This window comes from Eximiradius sp. (assembly GCA_937127445.1).
Lineage (GTDB): Bacteria > Bacteroidota > Ignavibacteria > Kapaibacteriales > UBA2268 > JAKIZO01.
The window spans coordinates 1-20,784 of record CAKZLY010000028.1 but is presented as its reverse complement, the minus strand read 5'-3'; the positions used below and the strand labels follow the sequence as shown (position 1 = coordinate 20,784).

The following is a 20,784-nucleotide window of genomic DNA, read 5'->3' as shown; positions in this document are numbered from 1 at the left end:
TTTGGTTAAAAATGAAGATTGATAAAATTGATAGGATTATTCTTTCATTAACCTTTATTATTAGTTTTGCTATTTACTTTCTTACATTTTCGAGAAGCTTATATTTTACAGATAGTGGTGAACTTGCCGCTGTTTCTTCAACTTTAGGGATTGCGCATCCAACAGGTTATCCGCTATATACAATCATTTCATACCTTTGGCTACAAATACCTTTCCCATTTGATAACATTACACAGTTAAATATGTTGTCTTCGGTATTTTGTGGGTTATCAACAGTATTGATGTATTTAATTTTAAGAACCTTATTTTTCAACAGCTTGACAGAATTAATCAACAATAACCTCTCTTTCCAGTTATCATCAGGAATACTATCTATTGGATTTGCTTTTACATCAATTGTTTGGGAACAAGCTACAACTAATGAAGTTTATTCCCTCCACTTTTTGATGGTTAATTTGTTTTTGTACATTATATTGAGAGCATATTTTACTGAAAATTGCAAATTATTTCTGCTTTCTTCTTTTGTTCTCGGTTTATCATTAGTAAACCATCTGACTTCAATTTTACTTATTCCGGTTGCTATATATACTTTCTTTAAGAAAAATGAAAAAGGTTTTGATTTATCAGTAAATCGTTTTAAACACTTTTTTTTCTTACTCATTCCATTGCTTTTGGCGTTCACATTATATCTATATTTACCAATTCGTTCAAGTATGCAACCAGTTTTCAACTGGGGTTATGTTTCAAGAAGCATAGACAAATTTATATATCACATTTCTGGGAAACAATACCAGGTTTGGATGTTTTCCGGATTGGACGCTTGGAAAAAGAATTTGAACGTTTTTCTAGACGAAGTAACAGGAAATATAGGTATATTAATCATTTTTGTTTATCTAATCGGGTTATATTTTATATTTGTAGATAAAAACAAAGTAAACGCAATATTTAATTTTATTTTTGCACCTTTTACATTGTTCTTCTCATCTTTCAAAAAAAATGGTCGATTTATTTTCATTTTTTTAACAATTGCTTTTTTATCGTGTGTTCTATACTCATTCAATTATGCTATTTATGATATCCAACCATATTTCTATTTGGCATATCTCTCTATGTTTATATTCTTAGCACTACCAACTATGCACTATTCATCATACATAAAAAAGCCACTATTGAGTTTATATATACTAATCCCTTTATTTTTTATCGTTAATAATTATTCAGAAATAGATAAAAGCAAAGATACAACAGTTTTTGAATATACTCGCTCAATAATAGATAACTTGCCCCAAAATTCTATCATCATCTCTTCACAATGGGATTACTTTTGCTCTGCTTTTTGGTATTTGCAAAAAATAGAAGGATATAGAAAAGACATCGTAATGATTGAGAAAGAACTTATGAGGCGAACATGGTATCCCTATCAATTAGCTAAATGGTATCCAGAAATTGTTAATATGCAAAGTCCTGAAATCCAATCATATATGAAAGATTTAGAACTTTTTGAATCTGGCAAACAATATGACCCTATTTCTATTCAAGTAAATTATATCAATGTTTTTGTTTCAATAATCGAGAAAAATATAGGGAAAAGAGACATTTTTCTAACACCTGAAATTCTCTTAATTGAACCTCATATTGCCAGAGCTTACAGACAAATTCCTTATGGATTTGCGGTAAAACTATCTAATCAGTTGGATACCTTAAATTTTGACGATATAAAAATCAATTATGAGAAACTTGATTTGCTAACCAAGAACAAAAGCTATTATCTTTATGATGGAATGAGATTAACAATTGCAAATAACATATTAGCAATGATAAAATACACTCAGTTTATTGGTGACACTACTCAAAACAAAAAATTAGAAAAGTATTACAATTTGTTTATTAAGAAATGATGCTAAGCAAAATTTTTAAAATAGATAATCTTGAAATAAAAAATGGAATTTTTTTGGCACCAATGGAGGGAATAACCGACCTCCCATTTAGAATAATTTGTCGTAGATTTGGTGCAGACATAGTATATACTGAATTTGTAGCTTCAGAAGCATTAATAAGAGATGTTGAAAAATCGAAAATAAAAATTCGAGTTATTGACCAGGAACGCCCAGTAGCAGTTCAGATTTTTGGGAGCGATCCATATGTTATGTCCGAGGCAGCAAAAATTGTAGAGCAAGCTGGTGCTGATATTGTTGACTTAAATTATGGCTGTTGGGTAAAAAAAGTTGTTAGCCTTAATGCAGGTGCTGCCTTGTTGAAAAACATTCCTTTGATGAATGCTATTACCGAAGCAGTCGTGAAAGCAGTGAAAATTCCTGTTACAGTTAAAACTCGCTTGGGTTGGGACAAAAATAGTATAATAATCAATGAAGTTGCAAAAATGCAAGAGGAGTGTGGGGCAAAAGCAATTACAGTTCATTGCAGAACAAGAGAAATGGGAATGGGAGGGAAGGCTGATTGGAGTTATATCCCAGGAATAAAGAAAAATATTAGCATACCATTGATATTGAATGGTGATATTACTTCACCAGAAACTGCTCGTTTAGCTCTTGAAGTAGATGGTGCTGATGCTATTATGATAGGTCGTGCTGTGCTTGGCAATCCTTTTATTTTCAGAGATGCGAAAAAATATATCGAAACAGGTTATTTGCCAGAAAAACCAAATATTAATGAAAGATTCGATGTTTTGCTTGAGCACTTAAAATTGAATGTCGAGGACAAAGGTCTTCCGAGAGGTTTAGTAGAATTTCGCAAGCACTACTCAGGTTATTTAAAGGGATTGCATAATACTTCTCATTATAGACAGAAATTAGTCCAAATGAGTAACTTAAATGAAGTTATTGAACTTCTTGAGCAATATCGTAATTATCTAAATAATTATTACAAAGAATAATATTAAAGTGGAAGCTTTTTCATGTTAAATCCGAGTGCAAAAGCTTCCATTGCAGCAATAGATAGTTTGTTCTCCAGTTTGCCAAATTTTGCAATATAATCTCGCCTGCTTCGCTCGATAACTTCTAAGGCTTCGTCTCTGTCATAAATTTGCACAATTTCACACCGAGATGATTCACTACCTGGCATATCTTTATAAGTTAGAAAATAGTGTTTTAATCTGTCGATCATTGTAACAGGACAATCACTTACATCAAGCCAATTTTTATACACTTCATCACCTTTAAGCACTGCTATTAGTTTGTCGTCGGCTTCGCCACCATCAATCATTCTAAATCCCCCTATAGGCACCGCCTGAACTAAAATATCACCGTGAGTAATATTCTTTTCTGTGAATACACAAATATCAATAGGGTCCCCATCTCCAATAATGCCAGTTCTGCCAGATTTCTCCATACAATAATCAGCTACTGATTCTGCGCAATAAGTTTGAGGAATAAACCCATACAATGCTGGCAAAACATTAGAATACTTTTGAGGTCTATCTACCTTCAAATACCCAGTTTTTTTATCAACTTCGTATTTTACCGTGTCGCTTGGAGTTGCCTCGATAAATGCCGTAACAATTTCGGGCGCATTGTCTCCGATGTGCACACCATGCCACGGATGAGATTTGTACCGAAGACCAACTAAATCCCAAATATCGCTTACATTAGCCATAGTATACGTATAAATTGTTAATTAATAAAATTCGAGAGACGATTGAATAATAGTAATATTTTCGTTTTCAACTAAACTTATCGACAATTTAATACAATGTACAATAACAGAGAAAGATAATAATATTACTTTTATGTATTTGGATATTTTATTAATTTTATAAAATGTAATTTTACAATTTTTAGGAGAGCTGATGAATATTCTTTTTAAAAACATTAGAGTAATCAATCCAACTGAAAATTTTGATAAAATAGTCAACTTATATATCAAGGATGGTATTATCGAGCATTGTTCAAATGAAGAATGCATTGTTGATTCATCTACTGAAATTATTGATGGCAGCCAATTGGTTGCAGCTCCTGGATTTATTGATATTCACACTCATTTACGAGAACCAGGTTTTGAATACAAAGAAACAATTAAAACGGGAACAGATGCAGCAGCAAACGGCGGATTTACGGCTGTTGTGTGTATGCCAAACACTGAACCGTCAATCGACGATGTAACTGTTGTCGAATATATTAAAAACAAATCAAAAGATTTATTAGTTGACGTTTATATTGCTGGTTCAATCAGTCAGAAGAGAGAAGGTAAATTAATATCACCAATGTTAGAACTTGACGATGCGGGCGTTGTAATGTTTACCGATGATGGTAGAAGCATTGAATCTTCTGAAATGCTTCGACGTGCTTTTGATTATGCAACAACTAGGGATTTGCTTATTGCTGAACATTGCGAGGACCACTCCTTGACTAAAAATTTCGCGATGGATGAATGCGAGCTTTCTATAAAACTTGGGTTAAAAGGATATCCAAGAATTGCCGAGGAAATTATTGTAGCTCGCGATATTTTACTTGCGGAATATTCTGGGAATCGTCGTTTGCATTTGCAGCACATTAGCACAAAAGGCAGTGTAGAATTGATAAGAAGTGCCAAAATGAAAGGTTTGCGAGTTAGTTGTGAAGTAACACCTCATCATTTATTTTTATCTCACGAATTATTAGATAGCTACAATACAAATTTAAAAATGAACCCACCACTCCGTTCAAAAGAAGACATCAATGCTTTATTGGAAGGAATAAAAGAAGGCATTATTGATTGTATCGCGACGGATCATGCTCCGCATGCATTGCACGAGAAAGAAGTTGAATTTGAGAAAGCTCCTTGTGGAATTACCGGCCTGGAAACATCTATTGGGTTGATATTAAACAATTTATATCATTTATTTAATATAGAATTAAGTAAAATTGTTGAACTGATGTCGATTAATCCACGTAAGATATTGAATTTAAAGCAAATAGAAATAAAGAAAAATGAAAAAGCTAACTTAACTATATTTGCACCTAATGAAGAATGGATAGTAAGTAGTAACAAGTTTATGTCTATTTCAAAAAATATGCCTTACGAAAATATGAAACTAAAAGGTCGTCCAAAATTTGCCATTAATAATGGGAAACTTTGGTCGTCTACCTTGTAAATTTGAAAATTGGAGGTCATTATGTCGAAGAAAAACATTGACCTGGATCCACATCAAGAGAAAATGCTTCGGGATATGATTGTAAAAGAAATGATTAAGAAAATACAATCGAGAGTTGAATCGGAGGATTCTCATGTTCTGAAATCAATAAAAAATTTGATCAATGAGCAAGAAGATAAAAAACAAAAGATTACGAACAAGCTGAAAAACATACTTAAAGAAAAAAAAGAAAGTGAAACTGATAAAGAATAAAAATGCAATATAATCTATATTATGTAAACTAAATTGAATGTCAAATTAATTTTGTAGGTTAGTAAAAATGAATTTCATCTTTCCAATCGCATTAATTGTATTAGCAGTATTATCGAGATTTATTTCGATTGCACCTAATTTTTCCCCTATCATTTCGCTTGCCCTTTTCAGTGGTGCGTGTATATCAAACAGAAAGCTTGCCTATGTTGTTCCTATTGCTGCTATGCTAATCAGCGATGCTTTTTTAGGCTTTCATTATGATATGTTTGCTGTTTATGCTTCATTTGCATTAATTATTTATTTGGGCTCAAAAACAAAGAAAATAAATGTAAAATCTGTATTAACAAATTCAATCGTTGGTGCAGTTCTCTTTTTTATTGTTACCAATTTTTCTGTATGGATTACCTCAGAAATGTATAGCCACGATTTAAATGGTTTGATTAATTGCTATGAAATGGCAATTCCATTTTTCAGAAATACCGTCTCATCGGCTATATTATACTCTGCTGCTATGTTTGGAACTTATGAATTATCAATAAAGTACCTACCATCTCTTTCGGTATCAAGATAAATATTTCATTTGTTTATTTAAGAAAAGGCTGTGCAAATTATTTGCCGCAGCCTTTTTTGTTGTCTATTAGACTTCTTCAAAGACACTAATTTTAAAATTAATCATCTCTTTTTTAAATGAATATATTTTTATATATTTACAATGCAGCATAAATTAACATCTCAAAAAAATATTTAAATTTAATTTATTGCTGTTTGTTATAATGAATAATTATTATTTAATATGAAAAATCTCACATTATTATTATCTCTTGTATTTGTTTGTTATACTGCAAATTCTCAAATTAACTCTCCATATTATAATTATGGAAGTAAAGAATTTATCGAAATTGAGAAAATTTATGATATTAGATTGCTCCGTCAATCTGAAATAAAACTTATGCAACTTATTAAGGAATATCCTTTCACAGCTGCATATGATAAAGCGATCCTTTTGCAAGCTGATATTGATTTACACTCAGGAAATCATTCAATTGCAATAGCCCAGATAAATGAATACATCATAACAAATTCAAATTCACCACTAATTCCTCATTCATACTTAAAAATTGGCTTTATTGAATTTGAACGAAAAAAATATGCTGATGCCGTAAAAAACTTTGAATATGCAAAAAATGCTGCAGATTTGAATTTCAGGCTAAGACGTGATAGTGTGTATCGATATATAGCACATCAAGCACTATATTGGAATGGTATTGCTTTAGCTAACCAGGGCAAACATTTCGAAGCAGCTTCAATTTTTGAAGAATTAGTGAAAAGTTATGAATATGGCGAATTTACAGACGATGCAATTTACGCTAGCGGTGCTATTTATGAAATGAACAATGATTATAAAAAAGCAATAGAAGCTTATAAGTTGTTGCAGATCAAATATCCTTATAGAAATACTATTATAGCTTCATACATCAGGGAAGCAAATAATCACTTAATGTTAAGAGACAACCGCTCTGCCCTTTTGGCAATTGAAAGAGCCGAAACCATCAATAGAATCATTCTGGCAGCACAGTCAGATGCGAAAAAATTCGAAAAGCAAACAAATATTGATGCTTATCAAGAGAAAATAATTTATCTCAAAGCAGAAGCTTTCAACTTATCAAAAAATTATGATGCTGCAATTGCTTCATATAATCAACTTATTGAAAACTATCCCAACTCATATTTGATTTACAGTGCTAAATTAGGGGCTGGTTGGGCCTCATTAAATCAAAATAATTACGAGCTTGCAATAAACTATTTTGATGCAATAATTAAGAATGTTGAAGATAATAACGACATTAACAAATCTCTTGCTCAATTATACAGAGCTATTTCCTTGAAGGAAAAAGGCGATACTTCAAATGCTCGCAAAGAACTATACACACTCTCTCTTAAGGCAAGTTATAGATTTACGGGTAATGTCTTATTAGAATTAGGGCAAATGAATTACGAATCTGGTAATTTTGTGCAGGCAAAAAAAGATTTAGAACGTGCCAATAGAGAGGTTCTTGATGGCAGGACAGCAATACGTGCTTCACTACTTCTGGGGGCGACTTACCTTGAATTAAAGTTATATGATAAGGCATATAGTGAATACAAACAAGCCGAACAGCTTGCTATAAATAGTGATGAAATTTTTGTTCAAAACAAGAATTTATATATAAATGAAGCAAGATTGAAACAAGGAATAGCTTTAGTCTTATCTCTTAGAAGTTCGGAAGCAATTAAGCCATTATTAAGCTATATTTCAGATAATGAAAAATCGAAAAATATAGACGAGGCATATTTTTGGTTAGCCGAAGCGTACTACCGTTCCGATTTGCTTAACAATTCAGCACAAATCTACAGAAAAATAATTGATGAATATCCACTTTCTCGTAGACGTGAAGAAGCACTATACGGATTAGGTTGGTCCCATTTTAGACTTAAAAATTTTGAACAATCTTCCAGAATATTTGACCAATTAGTCAAAGAATTTCCTAAATCAGATTATGCTGTCGAAGTATTAACTCGACAGGGAGATGGTTATTATTTAAACAAAAATTATTCAAAAGCTGCAGAAGCATATCAGAAAGCTTTTAGATTAGCACCAAATTCAGAAGAAGGACAATATTCTGCATATCAGCTTGCTCATGCATATTATAGAATGCAGAAATTTGAACAATCTATAACTGCCTTATTAGAATTTGCTAATCGTTATACCAATTCACCATATTCGCCTAATGCTTTGTATCTTATCGGATGGATACGTTTCCAACAAAAGAAGTATGCTGAAGCTATTGATAATTTTAATTTCATGATTAAAGCATATCCGCAAAGCAATTTAGTTCCAAGAGCATATTACGCAATAGCAGATTGTTACTATAATTTGGGTAATTATGAAGAAGCTATAAAAGGTTATCAATATATTATTCAAACATTCCCGAGTAATGAACTTGCTGCCGAAGCTATGAGAAGTGTTCAATTTGCACTTATGGCGATGGGAAGAGAAGACGAAGCAATTAAAATTGCAGATAAATATATCGAATCAAACCCTGAATCACCTTATATTCAAGAATTTAAGTATAAAAGAGCTGAAATGTTTTATACAGGACGCAAATTTAATGATGCAGTTTCTGAATTTGAAAATTTCATTAATAAATATCCAGATAATGAAAAAAATGCAGAAGCAATGTTTTTGATGGGCAAAAGTTACATTAGTATGAATGAATATAAGAAAGCTTCTGAAACATTTGAAAAACTTGCAAAACAATATCCTAAAAGTGATTATGCGCCGCTTGGATTATTAGAATATGGATTATTACAAAAGCAAATTAACAACCCGCTTAAAGCCGACACTATTTTTTCTCTTCTTGAAACAAGCTACAATACTCACGAAACAGCTGCACAAGCTGGATTTGAACGTGCTTTGATTAGACTCCTCCTGTTGGATACTTTGGGGGCTGTAAATAAACTTAAATCAGTTGCTGATAATTTCCCTCACACAGAATATGGTGATTTCAGTCGCTATCGTGTTGCAATGTATTATAGAACAAAATTAATGTTCGATTCTGCTTTAGTTCATTTTAGGATATTATCAAAGGAAGAAGGAAATCCTTCTTTTGCTTCTGAAGCTCAATATAGATTGGGTGAAATCTATATACGAATAAATGATTGTGAAAAAGCAATCGAAGAATTAAACATTGTTAAGGAAAACTTTACAGGATACGAAGATTGGTTCTCTCTTTCTCTACTAAGTCTTGGTGAGTGTTACGAAAAGTTAAATCGTATGGAACTTGCTCGGGAGATGTATCAAATACTTGAAAATCTCAGACCCGATGATGACTTTGGTAAAACTGCAAAATCAAGATTGAGAAGAATAAAACAATAATTAACAATTAATTATAGTTACTATGAGAATGAAAAAAAATATTATTATAATGTGTATTTTGATTGGTCTGAATAATTACTCATTCGCTCAGACTAATCCTCCGCAAGAAACGCCAAAACCGCTTGAATTACCTAATTTTATTATTGAAGGTGTTGAGCAAGTCAATGTTAAATCTGGAATGAAGCAATTACCAACAAGAGTAAATAAGCTAATAAAAGAGGAACTTGATTCAATTAATTCATATGAAAAACACTCCTCTCTTCTGCTTGCACCAGACACTTTGCCCACAAAAACTATCTCAAAAACATTCCCTAAAATTAATGTAAGAAGCAGCATCGGAATGTTTTTCACACCTGAAATCACTTTGGGTGCTCGCCAAAAAGTTGAAGGTTACGATTTATATGGCTATATCAACTACGAAAGCAGCTCTGGCGAATATAAACGCTCAGAATATAATAAATTTGGCGTGAATTTATTTTCTGACTACATTGCTCCTGATAAATTCTGGATTTTCGGTGGGAGCAGGACGCGTTCATCTATTTTCTTTAATTCTAAAAATTATAATTTATATGCAAATCAAGTTTCTTTAAATAATGATGATTATTTTGATAGAAATGCAAGTAATTATGGAATTAAATTAGAAACAAACGGCGCTTACGAAGGTGTTTTATTTAACACTGGTTTCGATATTAATTCTTTACAATTGTCTGCAAATAGCAAATCATTAAGTTATCATCCATCTCGAAACTCTGTCGATAATGAAATAAAAGGATTTCTTAATGTAAAAAATTATTGGAATGACTTCTTAATTAATGGCGAAATTCTTGTTGATTTCCACTCACTCAGAAAAAACTCCGTTAGTTTTATTGAAGTAGCAGGTGGTTTTTCCTATTTCTCTGACGAATTTAGCATATCTGGTAACATTGGGTTGCAGAGCGCGACAAATTCAAATGAAACATCTCGGGGTGGTTTACTATTAGAATCCCAGATTGAATATAGAATAAACGAGTTATTTACTGTAAAAAGTTCATTCATAAGCGGCTTAGAAAATAAATCTTTTAGTGACAGGTTTTATCAAAATCCTTATTTAGATTTTTCTGCTAATTTAGATTATTCATACAATATTGCTTTGATTAACGGTTCTCTTACCTATCATCCAACCGAAAATATATTTGCAACTGCAAATATTAGTTGGAGAATTGCTGATAGATTATGTTTTTTTGATGAAACAAACAATAACACTTTCAATTTAGGATATGATCAGGGAACAATTCTTGAAATCTCTCCTGAATTATTATGGTATATTACTAAAAGCGATAAAATTGTTTTAAGCACTATTTTATCTCTAAGTAAATTGAATAATTCCGATGGTCCTATTCCCTATCATCCATTCTTCAAATCTAATATATCTTATAGGAAAGTATTTTTTGAAAAATTAGGTTTTGATATATCTTTAAGTTATCTTAGTGAAAACGATATATCAAATAAAAACGACAAAAAGTTAGAAAGCTATTTAGATTTTTCATTTAATACCGATTATATTATCAATAATAATTTTGTATTTTTTGCAAATTTTAATAACTTGTTAGGTTCAAATATTTACTATTGGAATGGATATAAAGAAAGAGGTTTGTTTGCCAAAATTGGAATAATCTGGCAATATTAATGAAACAAATTTTCTCTGAAATATTGAGATCCGAAGAAAATGCTGGATTTACACCTGGTGAACCCGATGATGATACTTTTTTGCTCGCAACGCAACAGAATTATCCAGGAACCGTACCTTCTTTCGATGATGAAAATGAAAATTCTGAAACTACTGAACTGATACAAGAAGAAAGTTTACCTTCACAAGAGGAAATACTCGCACCACCTGCTAAAGGTTCTATTTGGGATATATTCGAGCAAGAGCAAACATCTGATCAGATTGTATCTGAAAATATAGAAAATGATAATATTGAAGAGGCTTTTTCAACCGCTTATACCGAAAGCCAAAATCAAACGCAAGAAATTGAAGAACAGCAACCTGAGAGCGAGTATCTTTTTGGTGACGAGGTTGAAATAGCAAGTGAAAAACCACAAGAATACAAACAATTATTTACTGCAGCTGAACATCTTGAAACTGAAAGCGAAAATACTGAAAGTATATCTTCTTTAGAACTTGATAGCGCATTTATCAAAGAATTAGAAAAAGAAATTAAGAAAAGTAAAGAAAAAAAAGAAACTATCGAGAATTTTGAAGAAGAATATCAAGAAGAAACAAATAATATGTCTTTTGATGATGAAAATAACCCTTCTTTATTTTTAATACTATCCGATATCAATACTGATAGTCCTTCTAATATTCCAGACACTGGGGTTCCTCCAATTAATTTTAATAATACTTCTCGAACAATAATCAATGAATCATTAAGCGAGCCCCTAAATGAGATAGATAATAAAAGTAAAAAGTCGAAAGAACAACAAACTACAAAGAAAGATAAGCATATAAGAAAAATATCATTTTTCTCTTTATTAAAATATCCTGCTGTTTTTTTGCTGTTCGCTGTTTCTGGAATCGCGTTGTATTACATATGGGATAATTTTGGGTACCAAAGAATAAATCTTATTAGTTCGAAATTGTTTAGCGATCATTCGGAAAAACAAATACCTAAACAAGTTAAAGACACAAAACCAGTAGAGGCTCAAAAAACTCCTGAAATGGCAAAAGCAAAAGAACAAATAAAGCATGAAATTCAAGAACCAGATAAAACCGAAAATAATGAGCAAACGGTCCCCAAAAATATCGACAGTCAAATTACCCAAAAAGAAACAAAACTAACTCAAAAACCAGATAAACCTGAAGAAACTAAACTTAATATGGCTTCAAATGTTCGTTCAGAAGAAGCTAAAACATTACTGGTAAAAAGAAACATCTCTCCAGTAGCTAAAAAAAATGTAACCAATGCTAACGATATTGCGTTAAATAACAATAAAGTTGCGAAGGAGGAAATTTACACAATCCAAGTATATGCCACTCCTTCCCTTGAAGATGCTAAAAACTGGATTAGGGAAATAAAAATGAGACATAACATAGATGCATATATATCACCACAAATTGTACGCGATCGTCAATGGTACCGAGTACGATTTGGGTATTTCAGCAGTATGGAGGAAGCTACTGCAACTGCATTGAAATTTGGTTTTTCACAATCTTGGATTGATAGGATTCAATAATATGGGGGGAAAAGACAATTATCTGTACAATCCATCTTATAAAGATGAGAATTATTCTTTTCAATTTAAGATACCGTGGCACGCAAATACAGCAAAAGGTTTAGCTATTGCTATTCCAACTACTTTTGTTCTTTTATTATTGTTAAACCTTATTAGAGATCCTCAACCAGAATCCAGACAATTAATTTCCAACACTGTTCCTCTCGAACTATTGAGCTTTGGATATGGAGACGGAACAGGAATGAGCAAAGGGAATTTATCTCGAGAAGGTGTTGCTCATAAAGGCAATTTACCACGAAGTGAACTGCACGATGCTGAAATTGCCGCAAAAACTCAAATATCAAAAACATCTGCGTCTACTGATATAACTGAATCATCAAACATCGTTGCAAAGCGTGAGATTAGTTCAAGCGAGAAGCAAACTCCATCTGATTTGGGAACAAGTTCTCGTAATATTGGTTTCCCCGATGGCGAAGATTGGGGCACTGGACTCGGAACACGAGGCACTGGGCCTGGCAAGGGTGAAGGTTTTGGCGATATTGAATGGGGCGGCGGCGGAAACAGAGTGGTGTTAGTGAAGAAAATTCCGACTTTCCCACCAGGTGTCAACACATCAGCACAAATTAAAATTCGTTTTACTGTAAGACCTGACGGAACTGTTGGTTCAATTGTCCCGCTTCAAAAAGCGGACCCACGGCTTGAACGTGCCGCCATTGAAGCGCTTCGCCAATGGAGATTTAACCCAATAAAAGAAGATATTGAAATGGTTGGGGTAATTCCTTTTACATTCAGATTAAGGTAATATTCTAAAAATTGAATTGCAAACCACCTCTCGCCCATCTTCCCGGCTGAATCACATTGGCAATATCCTGATATTTTTTATCGAAAATATTATCTATTTCCAAAAAGAAAGTATATCGGTATATAGCATATGATATTTTAATGCTTGCAAGGAATATATCATTATATTTAACTTCTTGATTTTTTTCATAACTATAATAAGTTCCATTGCGTTTTTGATAATTAGTATTCACATTAAATGTAAAATCATATCCTATGTTGAAAAGTGCATTTACGTTAAATTTATGTTTGAGATAATCAAGTGCATAAAGTGATTGATAATTCTGTGAGCTTTTGGTTGAGGTAATAAATGTATATGATAAACTAATTATTTTGAACCAATTTATGTTATCATAGATGGATTTAGGAAATAAATTAGTAGAAAATTGAAAACCAATTGTATTTAATTTAGTAAGATTTCTTGTTTCCCACAAAGTTGAATCAGGATGCTTTATCCAATCAATTAAGTCTTTTCCAAAATTTCTAAAAATCGAAAAACTTGAACTTGTAAATTTGCTGCTATATTTAACACCTGTTTCAATTGAAATTGAATATTCTGGTTTCAAATTTGGGTTACCTTTATTAGTGGGTCCATTATAATACAAATCTGTGAAGCTTGGAAGCCTTCCTGATTGATTAATGCTCCCAAAAGCACTTGCATTATCAGATAATTGATAGCATACATCAAGCCCACCATAGAAATCTGAATTAAACCGAGAATTCCAATTATACATACTTCCAATAAAAATAGACATTCTACCATATTTTATAAACTGTTCAAAAAATACACTTACGTTTTGTCTGTTGTCTGAATAATAATAATATTTGTTTTTTTCACTAGATATTTTTTTAGGACTGTCTAACTTTTTACCTAAAACATTACTTAATATGCTTTCATCTCTGATTTCTAAACCAAACGAAGAAATTCCAATGTCAGATGTAATACTTGCTTTAATTTGACCTCCTAATGAAGTATTATTATGGTAATTGTGCCCTTTATACCAAGCAGGAGCGCTTTTCATAGAACGAAAAAGCTCAAATCTATCGAAAAGAGTTTTGTAGTATGATTGTAAAAAAATCTTTATATTATCTATATTCTTGGAATAAGAAATATTCATAAATGAAGAATTTATTGCCTCGTACTGATTTGGATATTTTGCAGTATAAAAACTATTTGCTCCAAAATTTCTTTTACCAACACCGTATTGTAATGAAATATTACCATATTCCGAACAAAAAATATTAGAACCAAAAAAGTTAATAATATCAGTATCGGTGTTTTGGATATATCCATCAGATTTTTGGCGATAAATAGAATAAAAAGAATTCAAATTATTAAATAAAACGAAATTGCTCGAAATATTGAAATCGTAATATCCGTATTCACCGCCTGAAATGGCAAAATTTATCCGTTGATCATTTGCTGCTTTTTTCGTGATAATATTTACAGCACCAGAAAAAGCATTTGTACCAAGAACTCTGTTCCCGGACCCTTCTAAAATTTCTATCTTTTCAATGTCATAAATTGAGATTGGCAAATTACCATTATGATGCCCAGTTTGAGCAGAATTAAACGGAATTCCGTTTATCATTATCAGAGTTTGTTCGAATGAACCACCACGAACTGAAAAATCTGCCTGTGCTTGTGGTCCACCTCTTCTTCTAACATCCACATTGGAGATATATTTTAGCAAATCTTCTATATTTTTGGCATTCGATGATTGAATTTGTTCTAAATCAATTACTGTAACTATTCGAGCAGTTTCAGAATATAGAACTGGCTCACTACTTGCCGTTACTACCACTGGATTTGTTTTTGTTTCCTTTATTACTTCTGCTTTTAAAAAAAATGCATTAAGTACGATTAAAAATAAAATGACTTTTTTCATAAAAAATTCAAAATTCAATTAAACATAACATCCAAAATTAATAAAAACATATCGAAAAATAGTAAGTTCAACTGTTCATTATAGTGAAAAATCAATTCAATAAAGTTTATTAAAAAAAATTAACTTACAGAAGCAATTATAAATCTCAATAAAAGCAGGAATATACCTTCTATTCAATGAAGTAAAACAAATTAATTTATTTAAATTAAATTTAGTTTCGCTAAAAATAAATAATAGATAAGTCTAATATTTTCAAACAAATAATTATTATTTTTTATTTTTCTTTTGTATTTTGTTAGCATTATTAATATTTTAATGAAAGAGCATTAAGCATTTAATCTTAATTTACAAATGAATTATTATTAATAATTATTTTAAAATCGTTATGAACAAGATAAACCGAAGAAATTTTTTTAAAAAGGCAGCTGCAATTGCATCGGTTGCTGCTGTTAGCACTCAGAATGCTGATTCAGCATCCACGAATATTCTCTCAGATGAAAGAATGGGGGTACTCGTTGATACAACAGTATGTATCGGATGCCGCCATTGCGAGTGGGCTTGTAAAGAAGCACACAATATCCCAGCTGGGCAGCTTGATGACTATCATGACCGTAGTGTTTTTAAAAAATTTAGACGTCCTGATGAAACGGCTTTAACAGTAGTCAATGAATTTGAAAACCAAAAAAACAAATTATCCCCGATTTTCGTTAAAGCACAATGCAACCACTGCGACCATCCTGCTTGTGTTTCTGCTTGTATCGTTGGAGCATTTAGCAAATTCGAAAATGGAAGTGTTGTTTGGGATGGGAGCAAATGCATAGGATGCCGCTATTGTATGGTTGCTTGTCCGTTCCAGGTGCCGACCTTTGAATATAATAAAGCAATTGAGCCGCGAATAATGAAATGCGATTTCTGTATCGAGAGAACAAAACAAGGTATGTTGCCAGCCTGTGTTGAGATTTGTCCAATGGAAGTAATGACATATGGTCCTCGAAATGAGATTATCCAACTTGCAAAAGAAAGAATATCTTTATATCCTAACAGGTATGAAAACTATATTTATGGGGAAAAAGAAGTTGGTGGAACCTCGTGGGTTTACATTGGTAACAAAAAAATGTGGGAATTTGGAATGCCTAAACTTAAACTATCGCCTGCTCCTGGTGTATCAGAGAGTATCCAACATGGTATTTTTGCTTACTTTGTTCCGCCAATTGCGCTTTATTCACTGCTTGGTGGAATAATGTGGCTCACTAAAAAACGTTCAGATTTAGAAGAAGAATAGGAGGATAAAATGGAAGGTTTATTACCAAAACCATTAAAGATAAAATTTTTTACCCCTGGTGTAATTATTTTGTGTTTACTCGCGCTAAATGGGTTGATATTTCTTGCAATGAGGTTTATTTTTGGGATTGGTTCGGTTACGAATCTTAATCAGCAATATCCTTGGGGGATTTGGATTGCTATTGATGTTGCAACAGGAGTAGCATTAGCAGCAGGTGGATTTACAACTGCAGCTTTGAGTCACGTTATGAACCGTGAGTATTATCATGTTGTTGTTCGTCCTGCATTACTTACAGCAATGCTTGGATATACTTTTGTTGCTTTGGGCGTATTTATAGATATCGGCCGTTGGTATTATATTTGGCATCCACTAATTATGTGGAATCCTAATTCAGCATTATTTGAAGTTGGTATATGCGTTATGATATACCTAACAGTACTTTATATAGAATTTATCCCAATCGTTACTGAACGTTTTATCGGAAGAGTCAATCTGCCAGGTATTTTATCAATTTTCAATAAAGTATTAGACAAATTACTCAGGTTACTTGACAAGACATTATCAAAAGTAATGTTTATCTTCTTTATTGCGGGAGTTGTTCTCTCTACTTTACATCAGTCTTCATTAGGCACATTGATGATTATCGCTGGAAGCAAAATGCATCCGCTCTGGCAGACCCCGATTCTGCCACTATTATTCCTTTTGTCTGCTATTGCTGTTGGATTTCCAATGGTAATATTCGAGTCACTAATTGCTTCAAGATCGTTCAAATTAGAACCAGAAATGCCTGTCTTGAGAAGACTCGGCTCATTAGTGCCACTTTTGCTATTTATCTATTTATCTTTCAAAATTGGAGATATGGTTATAAGAGGAACATACGTTTATTTGGCAGAGATTAATATTCACAGTGTAATGTTTATGATTGAGATTATTTTAGGAGTGGTAATCCCGTTGAGAATGTTTATGTCAAGAGCAGTATTGAATTCACCTTTATGGTTATTTATTGCATCAACTTTGGTAGTTTTTGGCGTATTTATTAACAGATTGAATAATTTTGTTATTGCATACCATCCACCCTATTCTGTATCTCCATATTTCCCATCTTTTGGTGAAATATCAGTTACTGTTGGATTAATTGCACTTTTAGTACTTTTATATAGAGCTTTTGTTATGATATTCCCTATTATTAGCATACCCGAAAATAGCAGTAGTCCGGGAACACTTACTAATCCAATTCATTGAGGAGACAAAAGATGAAAAATAAAACTTTAATATTTGTTGTTATTTTTATAGCAGTGAGTGGTTTTATTATTGGACAAAATCAAATCCCAAAATCTAAAGCCGGCAATAAATCCAAAGAAATAATTGTTAAGCCGAATGATGGTCATCAACGATTGCCAATTGAGTGTAAAAGATGTCATAGCTGCGATTTCCCAACGAAGAAAAATCCTTGCTTAATTGCTTGTCCAAGAAATGAATTGATTACAATTGAACATAAACCAGAGGAAGGTCCTGAATATGTTATTCTGAATAATAATGGGAAACGTTATGGAAAAGTAGTTTTCTCACACCTTATTCACGCTCAAATGGCAGATATTTCAATTGGTTGCGATGGATGCCATCATTATAATATTGCTGGACCGATTGAAAAATGCGAGAATTGCCACAAACAAGAAAGGAAACGCAAAGATATTTCTCGTCCTGATTTAACTGCTTCATTTCACCGTCAATGCTACAGTTGTCACAGAGATTGGAGCCATTCCAACGATTGTTCCTATTGCCATTTGCCAATTGCTAAAGAAACAAAAGAAAATATTCAGAAAAAAATGAATAATCTAATTGGTAAAACTCATCCAGAATATGTTTCTCAGCCTAAAATCATCTATGAAACTAATTTTGAAAACGGACGATTGGTAACTTTTAATCACGATGAACACGTGAAGCTTTTTGGACTTACTTGCAAAACTTGTCATCAGAATGATAGATGCACAAAGTGCCACGATGTTGATAGAACTTACGACAAACCAAGAAAGCACGATTTAAAGGGACAGCCATTTGAAGTCGTTCATCAAAATTGTATCACCTGCCATAAAGACAATTCTTGTAACAAATGCCATATGAACGAAGTAAAAGATAAGTTTGACCACAAATTAACAGGCTTTGATTTAGGAAAACACCACTCAAAATTGCCTTGTGATAAGTGCCATACAGTAATGAATTTACCAAACAAACTTAATCCAAGTTGCATTTCCTGCCATACTGATTTTGTAACAGGAAAATTTAATCATAAACGTACGGGACTGATTTTAGACGATACTCATAAGGAATTAGATTGCGAAAGTTGCCACCCATCAAGAAATTTCGCTCAGAAAACTGTTTGTAGTGATTGCCACGATAATTACTCTTATCCTAAACAAAAACCTGGAAAATCAGTTACTAAATAAGGGGAACTATTATGATATATACAATTTCAGTAATAATCTTAGTAATCATTATTGAAGTTCTAATAAGAACCGTTGTTAAGAAAGCATCTGAAAAGAAGCTTAGAGAGCATCGTCAGAAAGCATTGAAAGAAAGTTTGACCAAAGATTACTCAAATATTTCAAGTTCACTCAAAAGGGTTGAGCTTCAAAATCCATTAGCGCGCATATTAATTGTTGAAAAAGATGAAGAATTATTAGACAAACTACGTAGTTTGCTTGTTTTAGATGGATATTCTGTTGATTCAGTTATAAGCGGAATGGAAGCACATCAACTATGTTTGTTAAATCATTATGACTTTGTTTTTACAGGCGAAAAAACAAGAGATATTTCAGGTGAAGAACTTACTAATCGAATTAAGCAAAAACGACCCGATATTGACGTGATTATAATAACTGAAAGTGTTAGTTCGGCAACCCCTTATGATTTAATCAAGGAGGGAGCAATTGACTTTATTCAGAAACCTTATGTTGATAATCGTTTAAATGACTTTGTAAGAAAACATCTTTCGAAAAGAAGGGAAAAAATAAAATCAGAACTTGAAAAGTCAATAAAAACTTCTTCGATAACTGAAAATATTCCAGCTGGTTACTTCCTGCTAAAAAATCATATTTGGGGATATATTGAAGAAAATGGCTTTATTCGTTTTGGTTTAGACACTTTTGCGATGAGATTGTTAGGGATAATTGATACGGTTGACTTTGCTAATTTAAATATTACTTTGTCGAAGGAAAATCCTTTGTTTGTTGTTAAAAAAAATACGTTTGATATTTATTTCAATATGAATTTAAACGGTTTAAAGGTTGTTGGTGCAAATGTCAAAATCAGACAGAACTTTGAAGATTTGTATCAAAACCCCTACAAAAATTGGATTTGTAAAATTGAAACAGACAGGATAAAAGAAATTGTTTCATTAGCAATGTTTGGAAAAGAAGCTAACGAATATATTAAGAGCGAATGTGAAAAACTGAAAGCCGAACTCACAAATTTATCAATCAATTTTGATAAATCAATTTTAGAACAAGTTGATAATGAAACATTTCAAAAGTTAGTAAACATGTTTTTTGAAAAGTAGAGTTTATGAGGGATTTCCCATCTGAAAAATCAGGTGGTAAATCTCTCATCTTACTTGAAAATTACCTTTAAATTTTTTACTGAGAATTTTTCTTACTTTTTCTGCTTCTTCGGCAGTTGCATACCCCCACAATTTAACTTTGTAGTAAGGCATATTATTTTTTAAGTATCTTTCATAATAAGATTTGTACCCTCTTTCTTTCCATATATTCACTTTGTTTTGGGCTATCTCCTCCGAAGGATAAATATTTTCAATTATTTCGTAAGGCAAATCATCAGAAGTAATCCAACGAATTTCTACTCGTCTATTATAGAGTTTTTGCCAATTTTTTGTTGGCAAGTAATATATTGGTTTACTGCTCCCTTCGGAAACCACACGAATTTGAGATGGGCTTACACCTAATCCAATTAATTGATCTGCAACAGCTTGAGCTCTGTATTGAGCAAGATTTTTCGTGTCTGTTTCTTTTCCCTCAATTTCTGCATATCCGATTAATTCCAGAGTATAGTTTGGGTTATTTATTGCAATTTCAGCTAACATATCTAAATTGTTAATATAACTATCTAATAATTCAGTACTTCTATAATCAAATAATGCTAATATTTGATAATCGGAATACTGTTCTTCTGGTTCAGCATAAACAGTGAATTCATCTTGACAAGTCAAATTATTGTCTTCTGCTTTTACAACAAACTTAGTATTTCCTGTTATTTTATAATAAAAGTTTGCACTATAATGGTACGA

Annotated in this window: 16 protein-coding genes; 13 read left to right on the top strand and 3 right to left on the bottom strand. The window is 32.1% G+C overall.

The window, feature by feature from the left end:
* The first annotated feature begins 11 nt into the window (after positions 1-11).
* Positions 12-1,898 (top strand): protein O-mannosyl-transferase family, encoded by a 1,887-nt coding sequence (locus tag AC6QZF_RS08760; protein WP_499799505.1) that lies wholly within the window; start codon positions 12-14, stop codon positions 1,896-1,898.
* A complete protein-coding gene (dusB, locus tag AC6QZF_RS08755; protein WP_499799504.1) occupies positions 1,895-2,893 on the top strand; it encodes a tRNA dihydrouridine synthase DusB in 999 nt (332 codons plus the stop codon). Before AC6QZF_RS08760 ends, dusB begins: the two co-directional genes overlap by 4 nt.
* 2 nt (positions 2,894-2,895) lie before the next feature.
* Here the strand turns inward: dusB and AC6QZF_RS08750 are convergent, their stop codons facing one another.
* The gene (locus AC6QZF_RS08750) at positions 2,896-3,612 is read right to left on the bottom strand and encodes an inorganic pyrophosphatase (RefSeq protein ID WP_499799503.1); all 717 of its coding nucleotides are present in this window, start codon (positions 3,610-3,612) and stop codon (positions 2,896-2,898) included.
* 193 nt (positions 3,613-3,805) lie between these two features.
* On the opposite strand from AC6QZF_RS08750, the gene AC6QZF_RS08745 reads away from it, so the two are divergent.
* From AC6QZF_RS08745 to AC6QZF_RS08715, 7 genes are all read left to right on the top strand, one after another.
* The gene (locus AC6QZF_RS08745; RefSeq protein WP_499799502.1) at positions 3,806-5,089 is read left to right on the top strand and encodes a dihydroorotase; all 1,284 of its coding nucleotides are present in this window, start codon (positions 3,806-3,808) and stop codon (positions 5,087-5,089) included.
* A 21-nt stretch (positions 5,090-5,110) separates the two neighbouring features.
* Positions 5,111-5,341, top strand: coding sequence for a hypothetical protein (locus AC6QZF_RS08740; RefSeq protein ID WP_499799501.1), 231 nt, complete (start codon positions 5,111-5,113; stop codon positions 5,339-5,341).
* A gap of 67 nt (positions 5,342-5,408) precedes the next feature.
* The gene (locus AC6QZF_RS08735; protein WP_499799500.1) at positions 5,409-5,912 is read left to right on the top strand and encodes a DUF6580 family putative transport protein; all 504 of its coding nucleotides are present in this window, start codon (positions 5,409-5,411) and stop codon (positions 5,910-5,912) included.
* A gap of 222 nt (positions 5,913-6,134) precedes the next feature.
* Positions 6,135-9,257 (top strand): tetratricopeptide repeat protein, encoded by a 3,123-nt coding sequence (locus AC6QZF_RS08730; RefSeq protein ID WP_499799499.1) that lies wholly within the window; start codon positions 6,135-6,137, stop codon positions 9,255-9,257.
* A 22-nt stretch (positions 9,258-9,279) separates the two neighbouring features.
* Positions 9,280-10,923, top strand: a complete 1,644-nt coding sequence (locus AC6QZF_RS08725) for a hypothetical protein (protein ID WP_499799498.1) — start codon at positions 9,280-9,282, stop codon at positions 10,921-10,923.
* Positions 10,923-12,473 carry an SPOR domain-containing protein gene (locus AC6QZF_RS08720; protein ID WP_499799497.1) on the top strand — a complete coding sequence of 517 codons (1,551 nt, stop codon included), beginning with the start codon at positions 10,923-10,925 and terminating at the stop codon, positions 12,471-12,473. Before AC6QZF_RS08725 ends, AC6QZF_RS08720 begins: the two co-directional genes overlap by 1 nt.
* Position 12,474: 1 nt before the next feature.
* Positions 12,475-13,275, top strand: a complete 801-nt coding sequence (locus tag AC6QZF_RS08715) for an energy transducer TonB (RefSeq protein WP_499799496.1) — start codon at positions 12,475-12,477, stop codon at positions 13,273-13,275.
* Positions 13,276-13,279: 4 nt separating this feature from the next.
* Here the strand turns inward: AC6QZF_RS08715 and AC6QZF_RS08710 are convergent, their stop codons facing one another.
* The gene (locus AC6QZF_RS08710; protein ID WP_499799495.1) at positions 13,280-15,202 is read right to left on the bottom strand and encodes a TonB-dependent receptor; all 1,923 of its coding nucleotides are present in this window, start codon (positions 15,200-15,202) and stop codon (positions 13,280-13,282) included.
* 385 nt (positions 15,203-15,587) lie between these two features.
* Between AC6QZF_RS08710 and AC6QZF_RS08705 the strand changes: the two genes are divergently transcribed.
* From AC6QZF_RS08705 to AC6QZF_RS08690, 4 genes are read left to right on the top strand one after another with little or no spacing between them, the layout of a single operon-like run.
* Positions 15,588-16,484: a 4Fe-4S dicluster domain-containing protein gene (locus tag AC6QZF_RS08705; protein WP_499799494.1), complete on the top strand. Its 897-nt coding sequence runs from the start codon at positions 15,588-15,590 to the stop codon at positions 16,482-16,484.
* Positions 16,485-16,493: 9 nt separating this feature from the next.
* Positions 16,494-17,726: an NrfD/PsrC family molybdoenzyme membrane anchor subunit gene (gene nrfD / locus AC6QZF_RS08700; RefSeq protein WP_499799493.1), complete on the top strand. Its 1,233-nt coding sequence runs from the start codon at positions 16,494-16,496 to the stop codon at positions 17,724-17,726.
* A gap of 11 nt (positions 17,727-17,737) precedes the next feature.
* Positions 17,738-18,928 carry a cytochrome c3 family protein gene (locus tag AC6QZF_RS08695; RefSeq protein WP_499799492.1) on the top strand — a complete coding sequence of 397 codons (1,191 nt, stop codon included), beginning with the start codon at positions 17,738-17,740 and terminating at the stop codon, positions 18,926-18,928.
* Between the two features lie 11 nt (positions 18,929-18,939).
* Positions 18,940-20,040 carry a response regulator gene (locus AC6QZF_RS08690; protein WP_499799491.1) on the top strand — a complete coding sequence of 367 codons (1,101 nt, stop codon included), beginning with the start codon at positions 18,940-18,942 and terminating at the stop codon, positions 20,038-20,040.
* Positions 20,041-20,085: 45 nt separating this feature from the next.
* On the opposite strand, the gene AC6QZF_RS08685 is transcribed toward AC6QZF_RS08690, so the two are convergent.
* Positions 20,086-20,784: OmpA family protein (locus tag AC6QZF_RS08685; RefSeq protein WP_499799490.1), on the bottom strand; the 699-nt coding region annotated here is incomplete at its 5' end.